Raw genomic sequence first — 18,182 nt, forward strand, 5'->3', positions numbered from 1 at the left:
CCCCGGTTCGGGCTCGCGCCGCCCCGCTTCGGCGCGTCCCGCCCCGCCGCGCGCTCAGGTCACCGGGCTCTTCGCGCGCAGCACCGTGAGGAACTCACGCATCCAGCTCGGGTGGTCCGGCCACGCGCGGGCCGAGACCAGGGTGCCGTCGACCACCGTCTCGGCGTCCTGGAAGGTCGCCCCGGCGGACTGCATGTCGAGTTCCAGGGCCGGATACGCGGTGACCCGGCGGCCGGCGAGCCCGTCGACGGCCGCCGTCAGGAGCGGGCCGTGGCAGATCTGGGCCACCGGCTTGTCCGAGTCGAAGAACGCCTTGAGGATCTTGCGGAGTTCCGGGTCGTTGCGCAGGTACTCCGGTGCCCGCCCGCCGGGGATCACCACGGCGGCGTACTGGCCGGCTTCCACCTCGGAGAATGCGAGATCGGCGGGCCAGGTGTAGCCGGGCTTCTCCGTGTACGTGTCGAAGCCGGGCTCGAAGTCGTGGACCACGAACTGGAGCTTCTTGCGGGTCGGGGCGGCGATATGGACGTCGTACCCTTCCTCACGCAGGCGTTGGTACGGGTAGAGGACCTCCAGCGACTCCGCTGCGTCGCCGGTGACGATGAGGATCTTGGGTGCCATGGCAGGGTGCTCCCCTCGGGCGGCCTGTGCCGTGCCGTCCGGTTCAACCTGCACCGGCGGGCGGCGTTTGCCAAGGCGCCCCGCCGGATCCGGCGGCCGAGGGACCGCCGGGCGGTGCCTGCCACGAAGTGGCGCGCGCTGCGCTGTCCAGAGTGTCAAACTTGCGGGCCGGTTTTGTACACCGACCGGACATGACGGCGCCCCGGTGCGGGGGGATAGCCTGGTGCCGTGATCAGCGCGATAGCCCTCGGGGCAGTGAGGCCCCCGGCATCCGCCCGGAGCACCACCGTGCCCGGGCGATCGCTGGTCCCCGAAACCCGGACCGGCCGTCAGAAATGGCCAGTAACGTCGTGGGGTATCTCTCATCGCGGCATGGCGTCGACCCGATCGGACACTCCGTGTCGTGGCGTTGTGCCATCTTTCTTCACCTACGTCACGCAATGGCGCGCGACAGGAGCCAGAGGACATGCAGACCAAGCTGGACGAAGCCAAGGCCGAGCTGCTCGTACGGGCGGCCCGGGTAGCTGAGAACAGCCCGGCCGGGGGGCAACCTTCGTCCGGGTCCACGAGCGAAGGCATTCCCGACCGGGACACACTCCTCGCGTACCTCCAGCGCTACTACCTGCACACGGCCCCCGAAGACCTCGCCGACCGCGACCCGGTCGACGTGTTCGGCGCGGCCCTCTCGCACTTCCGGCTGGCGGAGAGCCGTCCGCAGGGCACCGCCAGCGTCCGGGTCCACACCCCGACCGTCGAGGAGAACGGCTGGACCTGCAGCCACTCCGTCGTCGAGGTGGTCACCGACGACATGCCGTTCCTGGTCGACTCGGTCACCAACGAACTGTCCCGCCAGGGCCGCGGCATCCATGTCGTGATCCACCCGCAGGTCACCGTGCGGCGCGATGTCGCCGGCAAGCTGATCGAGGTCCTGCCCACCGACGGAGCGCGCGTCGGCAATCAGGAGCTGCCGCACGACGCGTGCGTGGAGTCCTGGATCCACGTCGAGATCGACCGTGAGACCGACCGCTCCGACCTCAAGCAGATCACCGCCGACCTGCTGCGCGTCCTGTCCGACGTCCGCGAGGCCGTCGAGGACTGGGAGAAGATGCGCGACTCCGCGCTGCGCATCGCCGACGAGCTGCCGAGCGAGCCCACCGCCGACGACCTGCGCGACCAGGAGGTCGACGAGGCCCGCGAGCTGCTGCGCTGGCTGGCCGCCGACCACTTCACCTTCCTCGGCTACCGCGAGTACCAGCTGACCGACGACGACGCGCTCGCCGCCGTCCCCGGCACCGGACTCGGCATCCTCCGCTCCGACCCGCACCACAGCGGTGACGAGGCACACCCGGTGAGCCCGTCCTTCAGCCGGCTGCCCGCCGACGCCCGTGCCAAGGCCCGCGAGCACAAGCTGCTCGTACTGACGAAGGCCAACAGCCGCTCGACCGTGCACCGGCCCAGCTACCTCGACTACGTCGGCGTGAAGAAGTTCGACGCCGACGGCAACGTGGTCGGCGAGCGCCGCTTCCTCGGACTGTTCTCCTCGGCCGCGTACACCGAGTCCGTACGCCGCGTCCCCGTCATCCGCCGCAAGGTCGCCGAGGTCCTGGAGACGGCGGGCTTCTCGCCCAACAGCCACGACGGCCGCGACCTGCTCCAGATCCTGGAGACGTACCCGCGCGACGAGCTCTTCCAGACGCCCGTCGACCAGCTGACGTCGATCGTGACGAGCGTGCTCTACCTCCAGGAGCGGCGCCGGCTGCGCCTGTACCTGCGCAAGGACGAGTACGGGCGCTACTACTCGGCCCTGATCTACCTGCCCCGCGACCGCTACACCACCGCGGTGCGGCTGCGGCTCATCGACATCCTCAAGGAGGAGCTCGGCGGCATCAGCGTCGACTTCACCGCCTGGAACACCGAGTCGATCCTCTCCCGTCTGCACTTCGTCGTCCGCGTCCCGCCGGGCACCGAGCTGCCCGACCTCACCGACGCCGACACCGAGCGCATCGAGGCCCGCCTGGTCGAGGCCGCCCGCTCCTGGGCCGACGGCTTCTCCGAGGCCCTGAACGCCGAGTGCGGCGAGGAGCGCGCCGCCGAGCTGCTGCGCCGCTACGGGCACGCCTTCCCCGAGGGCTACAAGGCCGACCACTCGCCGCGCGCCGCCGTCGCCGACCTGGTCCACCTGGAGCAGCTGACGCACGGCCGCAACAGCTTCGCGCTGTCCCTGTACGAGCCGGTGGGCGCCGGACCGAACGAGCGCCGCTTCAAGATCTACCGGATCGGCGAGCAGGTCTCCCTGTCCGCGGTCCTGCCGGTGCTCCAGCGGCTCGGCGTCGAGGTCGTCGACGAGCGTCCGTACGAGCTGCGCTGCGCCGACCGCACGCACGCCTGGATCTACGACTTCGGCCTGCGCATGCCCAAGTCGAACGGCAACGGCGACTACCTCGCCGACGACGCGCGCGAGCGCTTCCAGGACACCTTCGCCGCCGTGTGGACCGGGCAGGCCGAGAACGACGGCTTCAACGCCCTCGTCCTGAGCGCCGGCCTGAACTGGCGCCAGGCGATGGTGCTGCGCGCGTACGCGAAGTACCTGCGCCAGGCCGGGTCGACCTTCAGCCAGGACTACATGGAGGACACCCTCCGCAACAACGTCCACACCACCCGGCTGCTGATCTCGCTCTTCGAGGCGCGGATGTCGCCGGAGCGCCAGAGCGCGGGCACCGAGCTGACCGACGGGCTGCTCGAAGAGCTCGACGGCGCGCTCGACCAGGTCGCCTCCCTCGACGAGGACCGGATCCTGCGGTCCTTCCTGACCGTCATCAAGGCGACGCTGCGCACCAGCTTCTTCCAGAAGACCGCGACCGGCGAGCCGCACTCCTACGTGTCGATGAAGTTCGACCCGCAGGCCATCCCGGACCTCCCCGCGCCCCGCCCGGCGTTCGAGATCTGGGTGTACTCGCCGCGCGTCGAGGGCGTCCACCTGCGCTTCGGCAAGGTCGCCCGCGGCGGTCTGCGCTGGTCGGACCGGCGGGAGGACTTCCGTACCGAGGTGCTCGGCCTGGTCAAGGCGCAGATGGTGAAGAACACCGTCATCGTGCCGGTCGGCGCCAAGGGCGGCTTCGTCGCGAAGAACCTCCCCGATCCGTCCGTCGACCGCGACGCGTGGATGGCCGAGGGCATCGCCTCGTACAAGACCTTCATCTCGGCGCTGCTCGACATCACCGACAACATGGTGGCGGGCGAGGTCGTGCCGCCGAAGGACGTCGTGCGCCACGACGAGGACGACACGTACCTCGTCGTCGCCGCCGACAAGGGCACCGCGACCTTCTCCGACATCGCCAACGAGATCGCGGTCGCGTACAACTTCTGGCTCGGTGACGCCTTCGCGTCCGGCGGCTCGGTCGGTTACGACCACAAGGGCATGGGCATCACGGCCCGCGGCGCCTGGGAGTCCGTCAAGCGGCACTTCCGCGAGCTCGGCCACGACACCCAGAACGAGGACTTCACGGTCGTCGGCGTCGGTGACATGTCCGGCGACGTCTTCGGCAACGGCATGCTGCTCTCCGAGCACATCCGCCTCGTCGCGGCCTTCGACCACCGCCACATCTTCATCGACCCGAACCCGGACGCGGCCACCTCGTACGCCGAGCGCCGCCGCTTGTTCGAGCTGCCGCGCTCCTCGTGGGCCGACTACGACACCTCGCTGCTGTCCGCGGGCGGCGGCGTCCACCCGCGCAGCGCCAAGGCGATCCCGGTCAACGCGCACATCCGCGAGGCGCTCGGCATCGAACGGGGCGTCACCAAGATGACCCCGGCCGATCTGATGAAGGCGATCCTCAAGGCGCCGGTCGACCTGCTGTGGAACGGCGGCATCGGTACGTACGTCAAGTCCTCGGCGGAGTCGAACGCCGACGTCGGCGACAAGGCGAACGACGCCATCCGCGTCAACGGCGAGGACCTGCGGGTCAAGGTCGTCGGCGAGGGCGGCAACCTGGGCGCGACCCAGCTCGGCCGCATCGAGTTCGCGCGCAGCGGCGGCCGGATCAACACCGACGCCATCGACAACAGCGCGGGCGTGGACACCTCCGACCACGAGGTGAACATCAAGATCCTGCTGAACGGCCTGGTCGCGGACGGCGACATGACCGTCAAGCAGCGCAACAAGCTGCTCGCCACGATGACCGACGAGGTCGGCACGCTCGTCCTGCGCAACAACTACGCGCAGAACACCGCGCTGGCCAACGCCGTCACCCAGGCGCCCTCCCTGCTCCACGCCCACCAGCGCTTCATGCGCCGGCTGGAGCGCGACGGGCACCTGAACCGCGCCCTGGAGTTCCTGCCCACCGACCGGCAGATCCGCGAACTGCTGAGCGCGGGCCGCGGCCTGAGCCAGCCGGAGCTCGCCGTCCTGATGGCGTACACCAAGATCACGGTGGCGGACGAGCTGATCCACACCGGCCTGCCGGACGACCCGTGCCTGCGGGGCCTGCTGCACGCGTACTTCCCCGAAGCGCTGCGCGAGAAGTTCCCCGAGCAGATCGACGCGCACGCGCTGCGCCGCGAGATCATCACGACGGTGCTGGTCAACGACACCGTCAACGCCGGTGGCTCGACCTTCCTGCACCGCCTGCGGGAGGAGACCGGGGCGTCGGTCGAGGAGATCGTACGGGCGCAGTTCTCGGCCCGCGCGATCTTCGGGCTCAGCGACGTCTGGGACGCCGTCGAGGCGCTCGACAACAAGGTCGCGGCCGACGTCCAGACCCGGATCCGGCTGCACTCGCGCCGTCTCGTCGAGCGCGGTACGCGCTGGCTGCTGGGCAACCGGCCGCAGCCGCTGGAGCTCGCCGAGACCATCGAGTTCTTCAGCGACGGTGTGGCGCGGGTCTGGGACGAGCTGCCGAAGCTGCTGCGCGGCGCGGACCTGGAGTGGTACCAGTCCATCCTGGACGAGCTGACGACGGCGGGCGTTCCCGAGGAGCTCGCGCTGCGGGTGGCCGGGTTCTCGTCGGCCTTCCCGACGCTCGACATCGTCGCGATCGCCGAGCGCACCGGCAAGGCGCCGATGGAGGTCGCCGAGGTGTACTACGACCTCGCCGACCGCCTCTCCATCACCCAGCTGATGGACCGGATCATCGAGCTGCCGCGGGCCGACCGCTGGCAGTCCATGGCCCGCGCCTCCATCCGCGAGGACCTGTACGCGGTGCACGCCGGCCTGACGCAGGACGTGCTCTCCGTGGGCGACGGGGCCTCGACGCCTGAGGAGCGCTTCAAGGCGTGGGAGGAGAAGAACGCGGCGATCCTGGGCCGCGCGCGGACCACGCTGGACGAGATCCGGGGATCGGACGCGTTCGACCTGGCGAACCTGTCGGTGGCCATGCGCACGATGCGGACGATGCTGCGTACGCGCGTCTGACCGGTACGCGGCCTGATCGGTACGCAGTCCGATCGGTACGCAGGGGGCGCCCCGCACCGGTATGTCCGGTGCGGGGCGCCCCCTTTTCCTGTTCCTACCCCTGCCTACCCCTGCCCCGGCAACGCACTGCTCGTCGCGGAGGCCCACAGCCTGCGGCAGGACAGCAGGGCCGCCGCGACGAGCAGGCCGTTGCGTACGACCATGAGCGCGCACCCCAGCGGCGTGCCCGTCACCACGTCGTCGTACAGCACCGGGTAGGCGAGCGTGCTCACGGCGGTCGCGGGCAGCAGCAGTGCCGCGACCGGGCGCTGGGTGGTGGCGCGCGAGGTGAGGCAGACGGCGGCCAGGCCGAGCAGCCAGACCAGGTACTGCGGGCTGATCACCCGGCTGGTGACGGTGAAGAGCAGCACGGCGGCCAGCGCGGCGTCGAAGGGGGTGGCCGGTGTCCAGCGGCGGGCCCTGACGCGCCACAGCAGCAGCCAGCAGAAGGCGGCGGCCGTGGCGAGGAGGGAGGCGTGGGCGAAGGAGGAGACGTACGGTCCGGTGAACTCCATGGCGCCGTACCGGTACTCGACCTTGCCCGGCCAGCCGGCCGGCCGCGCCAGGGACAGCACGGTGCCGGCGACCGATTCGATCTGCACGCCCCTGCTGCCCTGCTGGCGCAGGAAGTCGAAGGTGTGCGAGAAGGTGGACGCGAGGACGGCGAGGAGCGCCGCCGCGCCGGCGGCGGCGGACAGCCAGGCGTGGCGGGTGGTACGTCCGCGGGGGGCGCCCAGCAGGACGAGGACCGGCCAGAGCTTCACCGTCGCACCGAGCCCGGCGAGCACACCGCCGACGCGCGGACGGCGGTGCATGCAGAGGAGGGCCAGTGCGGCGAGGGCGGTGACCTGGACGTCGTACCGGACGAGAGGCAGGTGCAGGAGCAGCGGCAGGGCGCACACCCACATCCAGGCACCGGCCGTGGAGCGGCCGGGGCGCCGGCCCGCGCGCGCGAGGGCGACGGCGAGCAGCGCGTCGGCGGCCAGGGTGAGGACGAGGAACGCCTGGAAGTAGGTGAGCCAGGGCAGGGCGCCCGGCCCGAGGATCACCAGGGCCGCGCCGGGCGGGTACTGCCACATGACGTCGTCCAGGGGGAAGCCGCCCCGGGCGAGCTGCTCGTACCAGCGGTGGTAGATCTGGTGGACCTCGCCGTTGACCGTGCCCACCTGGAAGAAGCCGAGGGGCTGCGCGAGCAGGGCGAGCATGGCGAGGCGGGTGGCGGCCCAGACGGCACCGAGCCTGCGGCCGCAGCGGCGCGCGGCGGCCGCGGGGTTGGGGGAGCCGGGGGCGGTGTTCGCGTCGGTGGCCGCGATCTGCTGCGTCGTCATCAACGCGCACTTTAGCCACCCCGGGCTGTTCCTATGCCTTGGTGCGCGCCGCGTGGGCGGCGGCGACGTCCTTCGCGGACCCGTTCTTCGTGCCTGCCTGCCCGGCCGAGATGCCGGACGGCGGCCCGGTCGTGGGGACCGGGCCGCCGTGGTGGGTGCGGATGTGCGGGTATGTCTACTTCACCGCGCCGGCCATGACGCCGGACACGAACTGCCGCTGGAACGCGAAGAAGACGATCAGCGGGATGATCATCGAGATGAAGGCGCCGGGCGCCAGGATGTCGATGTTGTTGCCGAACTGCCGTACCTGGCGCTGGAGCGCCACCGTGATCGGCGGGCTGGCCGAGTCGGCGAAGATCAGCGCGACCAGCATGTCGTTCCAGACCCAGAGGAACTGGAAGATGCCGAGCGAGGCGATGGCCGGGCCGCCGAGCGGCATCACGACGCGCGTGAACAGCCTGATCTCGCCCGCCCCGTCGAGGCGCGCCGCCTCCAGCAGCTCCTTGGGGATCTCCGCGAAGAAGTTGCGGAGCAGGAAGATCGCGAAGGGCAGGCCGAAGGCGACGTGGAAGAGGACCACGCCCGCCGTGGTCTCGAAGATGCCGATCTTGCCGAAGAGTTCGGACACGGGCACGAGGGCGACCTGGACGGGCACCACCAGCAGGCCGACGACCACCAGGAACCACCAGTCGCGGCCCGGGAAGTCCATCCACGCGAAGGCGTACCCGGCCAGTGAGCCGATCACCACGACCAGGACGGTCGACGGGACGGTGATCATGATCGTACTGAGCAGGGAGTCGATGACGGTGTTGTTGTCGAGGAGGGCGGCGTAGTTGTCGAGGGTGAGGTCGGAGGGTGCGGAGAAGACCTTCCACCAGCCCGTCTCCGCGATGTCGGTGGGGCTGCGCAGCGACGAGAAGAGCAGCCCGATCGTCGGCATCAGCCAGAACAGCGCGACCAGGATCAGGAAGACCCGCACCGCGCCGCCGCCCGCACGCGCCGCGATCCGTGCCGGGAGGGACTGCTTGGGTTTCGTACTCGTGAGGGTCATCGGCGGCTCTCCTTTCGCATCCGGCGGATGTTGAAGAGCATCACCGGGACGACCAGCAGCAGGAGCAGTACGGCGATGGCGCTGCCGACGCCGGGATCCGCGTCCGTGCCGAACGACGAGCGGTAGAGCTGGAGTGCCAGCACGTTCGCGTCGTCCTGGGACGACCCCGGCGCGATGATGAACACCAGGTCGAAGATCTTCAGCACGTTGATCATCAAGGTGACCAGCACCACCGCGAGGACGGGCGCGAGCAGCGGGACCGTGATGCGGCGGAACACCTGCCACTCGTTGGCGCCGTCGACCCGGGCCGCCTCCAGCAGCTCGCGCGGCAGCCCCGCGAGCCCGGCCGCGATCAGCACCATCGCGAAGCCCGCCCACATCCAGACGTAGGAGCCGATGATGGCCGGGGTCACCAGGCTCGGACCGAGCCAGTCGACGCCGTTGTACGGCTCCCGGAAGTTCGAGGCGGGCAGGCGCAGCTCGGCCCCGTCGGCCTTCGCGGAGAGCGTGAAGGTGCCGTCGGCGCCGGCCGTGGCGGAGTCGACGACCTTGCCGTCCTTGACCGCCTCGACCGTGATGCCCTTGAGGCCGAACTCCTTGGGGTCGATGGTGTTGGGCTTGCCGCCGCCGCCCCTCGTGAAGTCCAGCCAGGCGGTGCCGGTGACCTTGCCGGCCGCCGCCCCGGCGGGCGCGGCGAGCTCGGCGTCGCCCGGCATCTTGGCGGGCGGTACGCCGACCAGGGGGAGGAGGACCTGCTCGCCCGCCCTGACCGGCTCCTTGGTGACGAAGGATCCGCCGCCGCCCGCCTTCAGCGGATGGACGGGCAGCGGGCGCGCCTTCGGGAAGCCGGCCGACTCGGAGAACACGTCGTGGACGCTCACCGCGACGGCGTTGGCGACCCCGCGCTCCGGATTCTGTTCGTACACCAGCCGGAAGATGATGCCCGCCGCGAGCATCGAGATCGCCATCGGCATGAAGACCAGCAGCTTGAACGCCGTACCCCAGCGGATGCGTTCGGTGAGTACGGCGAATATCAGGCCCAGCGCGGTCGAGACGGCCGGGGCGACGACCACCCAGACCGCGTTGTTCTTGACGGCGGTCAGGATGGTGTCGTCGGTGAAGATCTCGACGAAGTTGTCGAGGCCGGCGAAGCTGTCGCCCGACTGGTCGAAGAAGGACCGGTAGACCGAGTACCCGATCGGGTAGACCACGAGCGCGCCGAGCAGCACCAACGCGGGCAGCAGGAAACCGGCCGCCATCGCTGTGCGCGTGCCCGTCACGCTCTTGCGTGTGCCGTTGCCGGCGGGGGGCGGCGTGACCTTCGCGGCGCCCCCCGCGGTCGCTGACGTCATCGCGTCAACCCGTCAGCTCTTGTAGGCCTTGGCCGCGTCGGACTCCAGCCGCTGCTGGGTCCCCGCGATGTCCTTCGGATTCTTCAGGAAGTCCTGGAGCGCCTTCCACTCGCCCTTGCCCGGCGTGCCGCCGAACGACTGCGGGGCCTGGTCCGACATGTCGAAGCGGAAGTCGTCGCCCGCCGCGATCAGCGCCTTCGCGATGTCGCGCTGCACGTCATTGGGGTACGCCGCCACGTCCAGGGCCTTGTTGGGCGATACGAACCCGCCCGCCCGGGCCCAGATCTCCGCCGCGTCCGTCGAGGCGAGGAAGGTCAGCAGCGCCTTGGCGCCCTTCGAGTCCTTGAGCGCCACGGCCGCGTCGCCGCCGGTCACCACGGGGGACGCGTCGCCCACCGCGGGGAACGGGAACACCTTGGCATCGGTCCCGATCTCCGCCTTCGTCTGCGCGATGTTGATCGCGACGAAGTCGCCCTCGAAGACCATCGCGGCCTTGGGCTCGTCGGCGAACGTCTGGGTGACGGACGCGGGGAACTCGGTCTGCAGGGCCCCGTCCTGGCCGCCCGCGATGAGCTCCTTCTTGCCGAACAGCTCGGCGAGCGTGGTCAGCGCGTCCTTCACGGACGGGTCCGTCCACTTGATCTCGTGCTGGGCCAGCTGGTCGTACTTCTCGGGGCCCGCCTGGGAGAGGTAGATGTTCTCGAACCAGTCCGTGAGGGTCCAGCCGTCCGCGCCGCCCACCGAGACCGGGGGGACACCGGAGGCGGAGATCGTCTCGGCGGTGGAGAGGAAGTCCTTCCAGGTCTTCGGCTCCTGGGCGCCCGCGTCCTCGAATGCCTGGGCGTTGTACCAGATCAGGGACTTGTTGGCGGCCTTGAAGTACACGCCGTACTGGTTGCCGTCGACAGCGCCGATGTCCTTCCAGCCCTGTGAGTAGTTCTTGTCCAGCTGCGCCTGGGTCGCCGCGTCGACCGGCTTGGCCCACTTGCGCTCGACGGCCTGCTGGAGCGCGCCGACCTGCGGCAGCATCGCCACGTCGGGCGGTGAACCGCCCGCGATCTTCGTGCCGAGGAAGTTGACGATCGGGTCCTGGGCCGGGACGAAGGTGACCTTCGCGCCGGTGCGCTTCTCGAACTCGGTGAGGACCTTGGTGAAGTTCTCCTGTTCGGGGCCCGTCCAGACGGCGGCGACCTGGACCTCTTCGCCGTTCAGTTCGGGCAGTTCGACGGTGGCCGCGGAATCCTTCGTGTTTCCCGCGGAGCCCTCGTTCTTGTCCTTCTCCTTGTCACCACCGCAGGCGGTGAGGGCGAGCGTGCTCGCGGCGATCATCGCCAGGGCAGCCCTCCGAGCCCTGCGTCCCCTGGGTGTGCGAAGAGTTGTGCGCATGCCTGCCCCGTCTCTCCTGTGCGCGTACGGACCGGCGCAGCCTTGAGAGAACCGCTGGCGCCGATGCCGGTCTAGCTGTTCCGTGGGTCAGTCCTACGCCCGGCTGTCGGCCCCGGCAATAGCGCCTTCCGTGTCAACCGGGTGATCGTAATGGGCCTGTGACGTTGGGTCAGGAGTCCCCGGGGGTGCCGAGGGGCGGCAGCGGGGTCGCGTCGACCGTGCGGGCGGCCCGGTCCAGGGCGCTGGCCAGCAGGGCGAGGTCGGTCGGCCCGTTGCCCAGTTCGCGCACCGGGCGGCGGGCCGGCGGATCGCCCATCCGCTCCCACTCCAGGGGAACGACGGTGGGGCGCAGCGTCGCCGTACGCGGAATGCGGCCGGTGACCCGGCCGCCCTGGAACGGGGTCACGGTGCCGTCCGCGCGGTGCAGGCCGCCGCGGCCCGGTGCGGGCTCCTCGGGGGCGGGCGCGGACGGCGGGGCGTCCAGCACCACGCGCAGCCGCGCGCCGCGCGCGAGCTCGGTGTCCGCCGTACGGTCGGGTCTGGCGGACGTGACCACCAGGTGGACGCCCAGCCGCTCGCCGTCCCTGGCCACCGCTTCCAGGGCCCGTACGACGGAACCGGCCGCGGGCCGGCCCGTACTGCCGAGGGCGGGGGCGACCAGCGCGTCGAAGTCGTCGACCAGGACGACGAGGCGGGGGAGGGGTGAGGGCCCGGTGTCGGCGCGGGCCTGGCGCTCCCGGGACGCGGTGGTCCGCAGGCGCAGCGTGCCGCTGGGGGGCGAGTCCAGGTCGCCGTGGAGCTCGGCGGCGCTGGGGCGGCGCTGGCCGACCATGCGGCCCGACACCTCGCGGTGCGCGTGCCACTCGGCGAAGCCGGTGGAGCCGAGCAGCTCGTGGCGGCGTTTGAGCTCCGCGCCCAGGGCCTGGGCGAACTCCCGCATGCGGACGGGGTCGGAGGCGACGAGGTGCGTGGAGACGTGCGGGAGTTCGGTGCAGGCGCGCAGGCCCTCGCCGCGCTCGCCGCCGGCGCCGTCGACCAGGACGAGGCCGAGGCGGTCGGGGCGGGCCGCGGCCGCGAGGGACGCCGCGACGGAGCGCAGCAGCTCGGTGCGGCCGCTGCCCGCCGGGCCCTCGACGAGCAGGTGCGGGCCCTCGGCGGTCAGGTCCACGCAGAGCGGGCCGCGCGGGCCCGCCCCCAGCACCGCCCACGCGCGGGTGGCGCCGGGCGCCTGGCCGTCGTCGGCGGCCGCCGCCCAGCGGGCCATGAGGGAGGCGGGGGTGGCCCTGGCCAGGCCCAGCTCGTCCAGGAGGCGGGAGGACGCGGGGAGGGCGGCCGCGCGGCCGGGCCGGCCGACGGCGGGTCCGTCCGTACGCAGCGGGGCGAGCGCCCGCGCGAAACGCTCCGCCCAGGCGGCGGACACCGCGTCCACCGCGGCGAGCGTGCCGTGTCCCACGGGCTCGCCGCCCGCTGTGCGCAGCAACCGCAGCGCGGTGGCCACGTCGCCGCTGAGCAGGGCGGCGGCGCCGCATTCGCGGAACGCGGGCGAGGCGGCGCAGGCGGCCTCGTAGGTCGCGGTGACCGGGGAGAGGGGCGACGCGGCGGCCGTCTCGACGAGGCAGAGGAGGTGGATGCCGGACGCCGCGCCGGTGGCGGCGAGCCGGGCGGTGGCCTCGCGCAGGCCCACGGACCCGGGATCGCCGTCGACGACGACCACGGTGTACGGCCCGTGGTCCGGGCCCTGCTGCTCCTCGTCGGTCCGGCGCACCAGCTCGGCGATCCGGGCAGTGGCCTGGTCCCGGTCGTGGGCGAGGAGCAGCCGGCAGTCCTGGCCGTGGGCGGGGCGCAGGTGCGGAAGCCAGCCGAGCCAGCCCCACTCGGCGGTCCGCTCCTCCAGCGGCCTCGCCCGGTCCGTGCTGATCAGGACGATTTCGAGGTCGGCGGGGGAGTGCAGCGCGGCGAGCTGTGCCACGACGGACCTGGCCAGCCCGGCCAGCCGGGCCCGGGGCCCGGCGAGCCCCAGGGAGCCGACCTCCCGGAGCCCCACGGTCACCGGCACGGCGGGCAGCGGGCGTCCGCCGCCGGGCGCGGCCCGGTCGGCGGTGCCCAGCCGCAGGACGAGTGCCTCGGGGTGCCCGGGGTCGCGCTCCCACAGCCGGGGGCCGGGGCCGAGCGCGGTCAGCAGCAGCGAGGCGGGGTCGGGCCAGGCGTCGGGCCGGGTGGCGGGGGAGGGGGCCGCGCCGGCGCCCGGGCCGGCCGGCGGCATCCCGAGGGGGGTGGCCTCGGCGGGCGCGTACTCGTCCACGGGCTCCGTCCGGCCCCCGGTGAGCCGCCGGGCCCAGTTCCCTATGCCGCCCCGCCGGCGCGCGGCGCCGGGCTGCGATCCGCCGGGCTGCGGTCCGCCGCCGTGGGTGGCGTCTCCTGCGGGGCGGGCGCTCCACGGGCCGGGCTGCGCCCCGGGGGCTGCGGCTTCCGGTCGCGGGGGCTCCGGGGCCGGTGCTTCCCCGGGGCGCCTCCCCGGGTGCCGAACGTCCGCGTACGCGGAGTGTTCGGGCGTGTGGTGTTCGACATCCTGCGGGGAGCGCTCCGGCGCGTCCCCTCCCGGCACCGCGCCCGTGCGGCCGGAGACCCGGCGGCCGCCGGGGAGGGCGGCGCGGCCCGTGCCGGTCGTGTAGGACGTCGGAGCGCTGGGCGCGGGGCTCGGGTGGTGCTGCTCGGGGGTGGGGCCCTGTGAGGGCGGTGCGCTGCGGTGCGGGGCGTCCGGGGCGCGGGTCACGCGGAGGTGGCCCTCGCCGTCCGGGGTGGTCGGGAGGGACGGGGGGTGGTGGCCGGGGACCAGGCGCAGGGCCGACTCGCCGACGCGCAGCAGCGCGCCCGCGGGGAGCGGGACCGGGCGGTCGGTGAGTTCCTCGCCGTTCAGCACGGTGCCGTTGGTGGAGCCCAGGTCCGCCACCGTGACCCGGCCGTCCTCCGCCAGGGTCACCGCGCAGTGCAGCCGTGACACGTCCGGGTCGTCCAGCGGCACGTCCGCGTCCGCGGAGCGGCCGATACGGATCCGGCCGCTGTGCAGGAGGTGGACGCCTCCGGCGTCCGGGCCCGCCACGATGTGCAGCTGGGCCGGGGGGTCCGGTGTCTGGTCGGGGAGGGCGTCGGCCTCGGGCGCCGGTGCGTAGAGGGACAGCACCGCTCCGTCGACCAGCGGCGGCTCGCCGAGCGCGCAGCGCTGCGTGTCGAGCCGCTCCCGCCCCGCGTAGACCACCACGGCGCCGGTGCTCTCCGGGCCGGAACCGGGGCCGGAGACGGCTGCGGCCAGGCCGGAGGCGACCGCGGCCAGCGCGGTCCCGGCGGGCGCGGTGACGAATACGTCGCAGGCGCGCCCGGTGGCCGGGGCGCCCTGGAGGTCCTGGGCGCCGGCATGCGCGCCGTGCGGGCTCTGGCCGCTGCGCGGCGCGAGGACGGTCAGCCGGATCTGCATCGCGTCAGCGGTCCCTTCTGCGCGAAGTGCCCGGCAGGGGTGGCGCCCTGTGATTCCCCCCACCCGGCACGGACGCGTCGTCCGGTACAGGTCGGCACGTGGCGCGAGGCTCCCGACCCCACAGTCCGTGCTGCAGGCATCCTCGCACCTGCCACTGACAACACGCCCGCCACCCACCTCCAAGTGATCTTGAATGGTCGACTGTGAACGCAAAAGTGCCGGCTTGGGACCGTCAGTGACGCGTGTGGCACACGCGTTCGGCAACCATCCGTGCGGTACGGGCGTCTTCCCTCCGAACACGGCCCGGCCGTGCCCCGTTCGGAGGCGGGCGGGCGGCATTACAGTGGGTCGGAACCACGGGCCCGGACGCCCGGGACGACGGAGAACCACGAGCAGCAGGGAGCACATACGTGCGGCCGGTCGGCAGTAAATACCTGCTCGAGGAGCCGCTCGGGCGCGGCGCCACGGGCACCGTCTGGCGGGCCCGCCAGCGTGAGACCGCGGGCGCCGAGGCAGCCGTGGCCGGTCAGCCCGGTGAGACCGTCGCGATCAAGGTCCTCAAGGAGGAGCTCGCGAACGACGCGGACGTGGTGATGCGCTTCCTGCGCGAGCGGTCCGTGCTGCTGCGTCTCACCCACCCCAACATCGTGCGGACCCGCGACCTCGTCGTCGAGGGCGATCTGCTCGCTCTGGTGATGGATCTCGTCGACGGACCGGACCTGCACCGTTATCTGCGCGAGAACGGTCCGTTCTCGCCGGTCGCGGCTTCTTTGCTCACCGCGCAGATCGCGGACGCCCTGGCCGCCAGCCACGCCGACGGCGTCGTCCACCGCGACCTCAAGCCCGCGAACGTCCTGCTCGACGAGCGCGACGGCCGGATGCACCCGATGCTCACCGACTTCGGCATCGCGCGCCTCGCGGACTCCCCGGGACTGACGAGGACGCATGAATTCGTCGGTACGCCGGCGTACGTCGCCCCGGAGTCGGCCGAGGGCCGTCCGCAGACGTCCGCCGTCGACATCTACGGCGCCGGCATCCTGCTGTACGAGCTGGTCACGGGGCGCCCGCCGTTCGCGGGCGGTACGGCGCTGGAGGTGCTCCACCGGCACCTGAGCGAGGAGCCCCGCCGTCCCACCACCGTCCCCGAACCGCTGTGGACGGTCATAGAGCGCTGCCTGCGCAAGGAACCGGACGAGCGGCCCAGCGCCGAGAACCTCGCCCGCGCCCTGCGCACCGTCGCGGCCGGCGTCGGCGTGCACTCGACGTCCGCGCAGGTCGAGGCGGCCATGGGCGTCGGCGCGCTGCTCGCGCCCGACCCGGCCCCCGCGCCGGTCCCCGACGCTCCCGGCGCCGCCGACCCGACCCAGGTGCTGCCGGGCAACGCCGGGTCGTACGATCCGGCCGCCGCGACCAGCGTCCTGCCGTCGACCGGCGCACCTCGGCCCCAGTACGGCGCCGCCGACCCCACCGCCGTCATGCCGCCGGTACCGCCGCGCCCCGACGGCGCGCCCGGCGCCCCGGGCCCCGAGGACCCGCACCCCTGGCAGAACCAGCTGCGCGCGGCCCGCGACCGCAACGAGCAGACGCAGGTCCAGTACCTCGACCCGAGCCAGGACCCGCTGCGCCGCCGTCCCCAGCGCCAGCCGCAGCAGCCGCCCCATCAGCCCCCTCGGGCTCAGCCCCAGCGGCCCCCGCAGCGTCAGCAGCAACAGCGCCCCCAGCAGCAGCCGCAGCGGTACGCACCGCCGCCCCCGCCGCAGCACCAGCAGCCCCAGGCGCCACCCCCGCAACAGCGGTACGCGCCGCCCCAGCAGCCCGCCCCGCAGGCCCCGCGCCCGCCGCGCGAGCCCCGTGAGCCGCGCCGCCGCAGCGCCAGTCCGATGCGGATTCCGGGACTCGGCTGCCTCAAGGGCTGCCTGTTCACGCTCCTCCTGCTGTTCGTGGCGTCCTGGCTGGTCTGGGAACTGACCCCGCTCCAGGACTGGATCGGCACGACGAAGGGCTTCTTCGCCCAGATCGGCGACGTGATCGACGAGGTCACGAAGTTCTTCAACGACCTCGGCGGCTCCGCCGGCAACTGAATACGCCGAGTCGGTTGAGACGAGTCAGTTGATTTATCGACTTCTGGGGGTGTATTTCGCCCCCAGAAGTGAAGGTTGGTGCCATACGGCGCGCAGGACGCCCCGGTACCCGCGTAGCCTCGGGGCGACCGTCGGCCGCTGAGGGAGCAGTCTTGGCACGGAAAATCGGCAGCCGGTACACGGCCCACCAGATCCTTGGACGGGGCAGTGCCGGAACGGTGTGGCTCGGCGACGGACCCGAGGGTCCCGTCGCCATCAAGCTCCTGCGCGAGGACCTCGCGTCCGACCAGGAGCTCGTCGGGCGCTTCGTCCAGGAGCGCACCGCGCTGCTGGGACTCGACCACCCCAGAGTCGTCGCCGTCCGCGACCTCGTCGTCGACGGCAACGACCTCGCGCTCGTCATGGACCTCGTACGCGGTACGGACCTGCGCACCCGGCTCGACCGCGAGCGCCGCCTGGCGCCCGAGGCGGCCGTCGCCATCGCCGCGGATGTCGCCGACGGGCTCGCCGCCGCGCACGCCGCCGGCGTCGTCCACCGCGACGTGAAGCCCGAGAACATCCTCCTGGACATGGAGGGCCCGCTCGGGCCCGGCGGCGCGCACCCCGCGCTGCTGACCGACTTCGGCGTCGCCAAGCTGATCGACACCCCGCGCCGCACCCGCGCGACGAAGATCATCGGTACGCCCGACTACCTCGCCCCCGAGATCGTCGAGGGCCTGCCGCCCCGCGCCGCCGTCGACATCTACGCCCTGGCGACCGTGCTGTACGAGCTGCTGGCGGGCTTCACCCCCTTCGGCGGCGGCCACCCCGGCGCCGTACTGCGCCGCCACGTCACCGAGACCGTCGTCCCCCTCCCCGGCATCCCCGAGGAGCTGTGGCAGCTCCTCGTCCAGTGCCTGGCGAAGGCTCCCGCGTCCCGTCTGCGCGCCTCCGAGCTCTCCGCCCGCCTCCGCGACCAGCTCCCCCTCCTCGCCGGAATGGCGCCGCTGGACGTGGACGAGCCGGGCTCGGAGAACGAGCAGACGCAGTACGAGGCGTACGACGAACCGTCCCGGCAGCCCCTCACGCCCGCCGCGCCGCGCCGGCGCGGCGCCGTCCCCCTGGTGCCCGGATCGGCCCCGGACTCCAACCGCGACACCCATACGAGCATGCGCGTCCCCGCCCCCGACGAGCTGGCGGGCGGCGCCCGCGGCACGGCCCGCGCCCCCCGGGCCGCGGGCCAGCGCCGCCCCGGCTCCGCCCGCAACAAGCCGGGTGCCGTCCGCAGGCGGCGCTTCCTGCTCGGCGGTGCGGCGGTCCTGGTCGCCGCCGCGATAGGCGTGGGCGGCTGGCTGGCGGCGACGGGCACCGGCCCGGACCCCGCTCCGCAGGACACGAGGCAGTCGTCTCCGTCACAGCCGTAGCACGGGCGGGCGGCCTGCGCTCCCGGGCGAGGGGAACGT

Annotated in this window: 9 protein-coding genes; 3 read left to right on the forward strand and 6 right to left on the reverse strand. The window is 72.7% G+C overall.

The window, feature by feature from the left end; translation table 11 throughout:
• Positions 1 to 54: 54 nt before the first annotated feature.
• Entirely contained in the window at positions 55 to 621 is a 567-nt protein-coding gene (locus ACWDZ4_RS23905; RefSeq protein WP_451510430.1) for a DJ-1/PfpI family protein, read from the reverse strand.
• Between the two features lie 466 nt (positions 622 to 1,087).
• On the opposite strand from ACWDZ4_RS23905, the gene ACWDZ4_RS23910 reads away from it, so the two are divergent.
• Positions 1,088 to 6,031: an NAD-glutamate dehydrogenase gene (locus ACWDZ4_RS23910; RefSeq protein ID WP_451510431.1), complete on the forward strand. Its 4,944-nt coding sequence runs from the start codon at positions 1,088 to 1,090 to the stop codon at positions 6,029 to 6,031.
• Positions 6,032 to 6,135: 104 nt separating this feature from the next.
• Here ACWDZ4_RS23910 and ACWDZ4_RS23915 read toward each other — a convergent pair whose 3' ends face one another.
• The 5 genes from ACWDZ4_RS23915 to ACWDZ4_RS23935 form a co-directional block, all read right to left on the reverse strand.
• The gene (locus ACWDZ4_RS23915; protein WP_451510432.1) at positions 6,136 to 7,398 is read right to left on the reverse strand and encodes a glycosyltransferase 87 family protein; all 1,263 of its coding nucleotides are present in this window, start codon (positions 7,396 to 7,398) and stop codon (positions 6,136 to 6,138) included.
• 175 nt (positions 7,399 to 7,573) lie between these two features.
• Positions 7,574 to 8,449, reverse strand: coding sequence for a carbohydrate ABC transporter permease (locus tag ACWDZ4_RS23920; protein ID WP_451510433.1), 876 nt, complete (start codon positions 8,447 to 8,449; stop codon positions 7,574 to 7,576).
• Positions 8,446 to 9,729: a carbohydrate ABC transporter permease gene (locus ACWDZ4_RS23925; RefSeq protein ID WP_451510498.1), complete on the reverse strand. Its 1,284-nt coding sequence runs from the start codon at positions 9,727 to 9,729 to the stop codon at positions 8,446 to 8,448. The genes ACWDZ4_RS23920 and ACWDZ4_RS23925 overlap by 4 nt, the downstream gene beginning before the upstream one ends.
• An 84-nt stretch (positions 9,730 to 9,813) precedes the next feature.
• Positions 9,814 to 11,187 (reverse strand): ABC transporter substrate-binding protein, encoded by a 1,374-nt coding sequence (locus tag ACWDZ4_RS23930; protein WP_451510434.1) that lies wholly within the window; start codon positions 11,185 to 11,187, stop codon positions 9,814 to 9,816.
• A gap of 169 nt (positions 11,188 to 11,356) precedes the next feature.
• Positions 11,357 to 14,659 carry an FtsK/SpoIIIE domain-containing protein gene (locus ACWDZ4_RS23935; protein ID WP_451510435.1) on the reverse strand — a complete coding sequence of 1,101 codons (3,303 nt, stop codon included), beginning with the start codon at positions 14,657 to 14,659 and terminating at the stop codon, positions 11,357 to 11,359.
• A 410-nt stretch (positions 14,660 to 15,069) separates the two neighbouring features.
• Between ACWDZ4_RS23935 and ACWDZ4_RS23940 the strand changes: the two genes are divergently transcribed.
• The gene (locus ACWDZ4_RS23940; RefSeq protein WP_451510436.1) at positions 15,070 to 16,740 is read left to right on the forward strand and encodes a protein kinase domain-containing protein; all 1,671 of its coding nucleotides are present in this window, start codon (positions 15,070 to 15,072) and stop codon (positions 16,738 to 16,740) included.
• 152 nt (positions 16,741 to 16,892) lie between these two features.
• Positions 16,893 to 18,143 carry a serine/threonine-protein kinase gene (locus ACWDZ4_RS23945; protein WP_451510437.1) on the forward strand — a complete coding sequence of 417 codons (1,251 nt, stop codon included), beginning with the start codon at positions 16,893 to 16,895 and terminating at the stop codon, positions 18,141 to 18,143.
• Positions 18,144 to 18,182: the final 39 nt, after the last annotated feature.

This window comes from Streptomyces sp. NPDC003016, from assembly GCF_053591455.1.

Coding starts and splice junctions, on each gene's coding strand:
- ACWDZ4_RS23905 (WP_451510430.1), bottom strand. CDS start 621: ATGGCACCCAAGATCCTCATCGTCACCGGCGACGCAGCGGAGTCGCTG.
- ACWDZ4_RS23910 (WP_451510431.1), top strand. CDS start 1,088: ATGCAGACCAAGCTGGACGAAGCCAAGGCCGAGCTGCTCGTACGGGCG.
- ACWDZ4_RS23915 (WP_451510432.1), bottom strand. CDS start 7,398: ATGACGACGCAGCAGATCGCGGCCACCGACGCGAACACCGCCCCCGGC.
- ACWDZ4_RS23920 (WP_451510433.1), bottom strand. CDS start 8,449: ATGACCCTCACGAGTACGAAACCCAAGCAGTCCCTCCCGGCACGGATC.
- ACWDZ4_RS23930 (WP_451510434.1), bottom strand. CDS start 11,187: ATGCGCACAACTCTTCGCACACCCAGGGGACGCAGGGCTCGGAGGGCT.
- ACWDZ4_RS23935 (WP_451510435.1), bottom strand. CDS start 14,659: ATGCAGATCCGGCTGACCGTCCTCGCGCCGCGCAGCGGCCAGAGCCCG.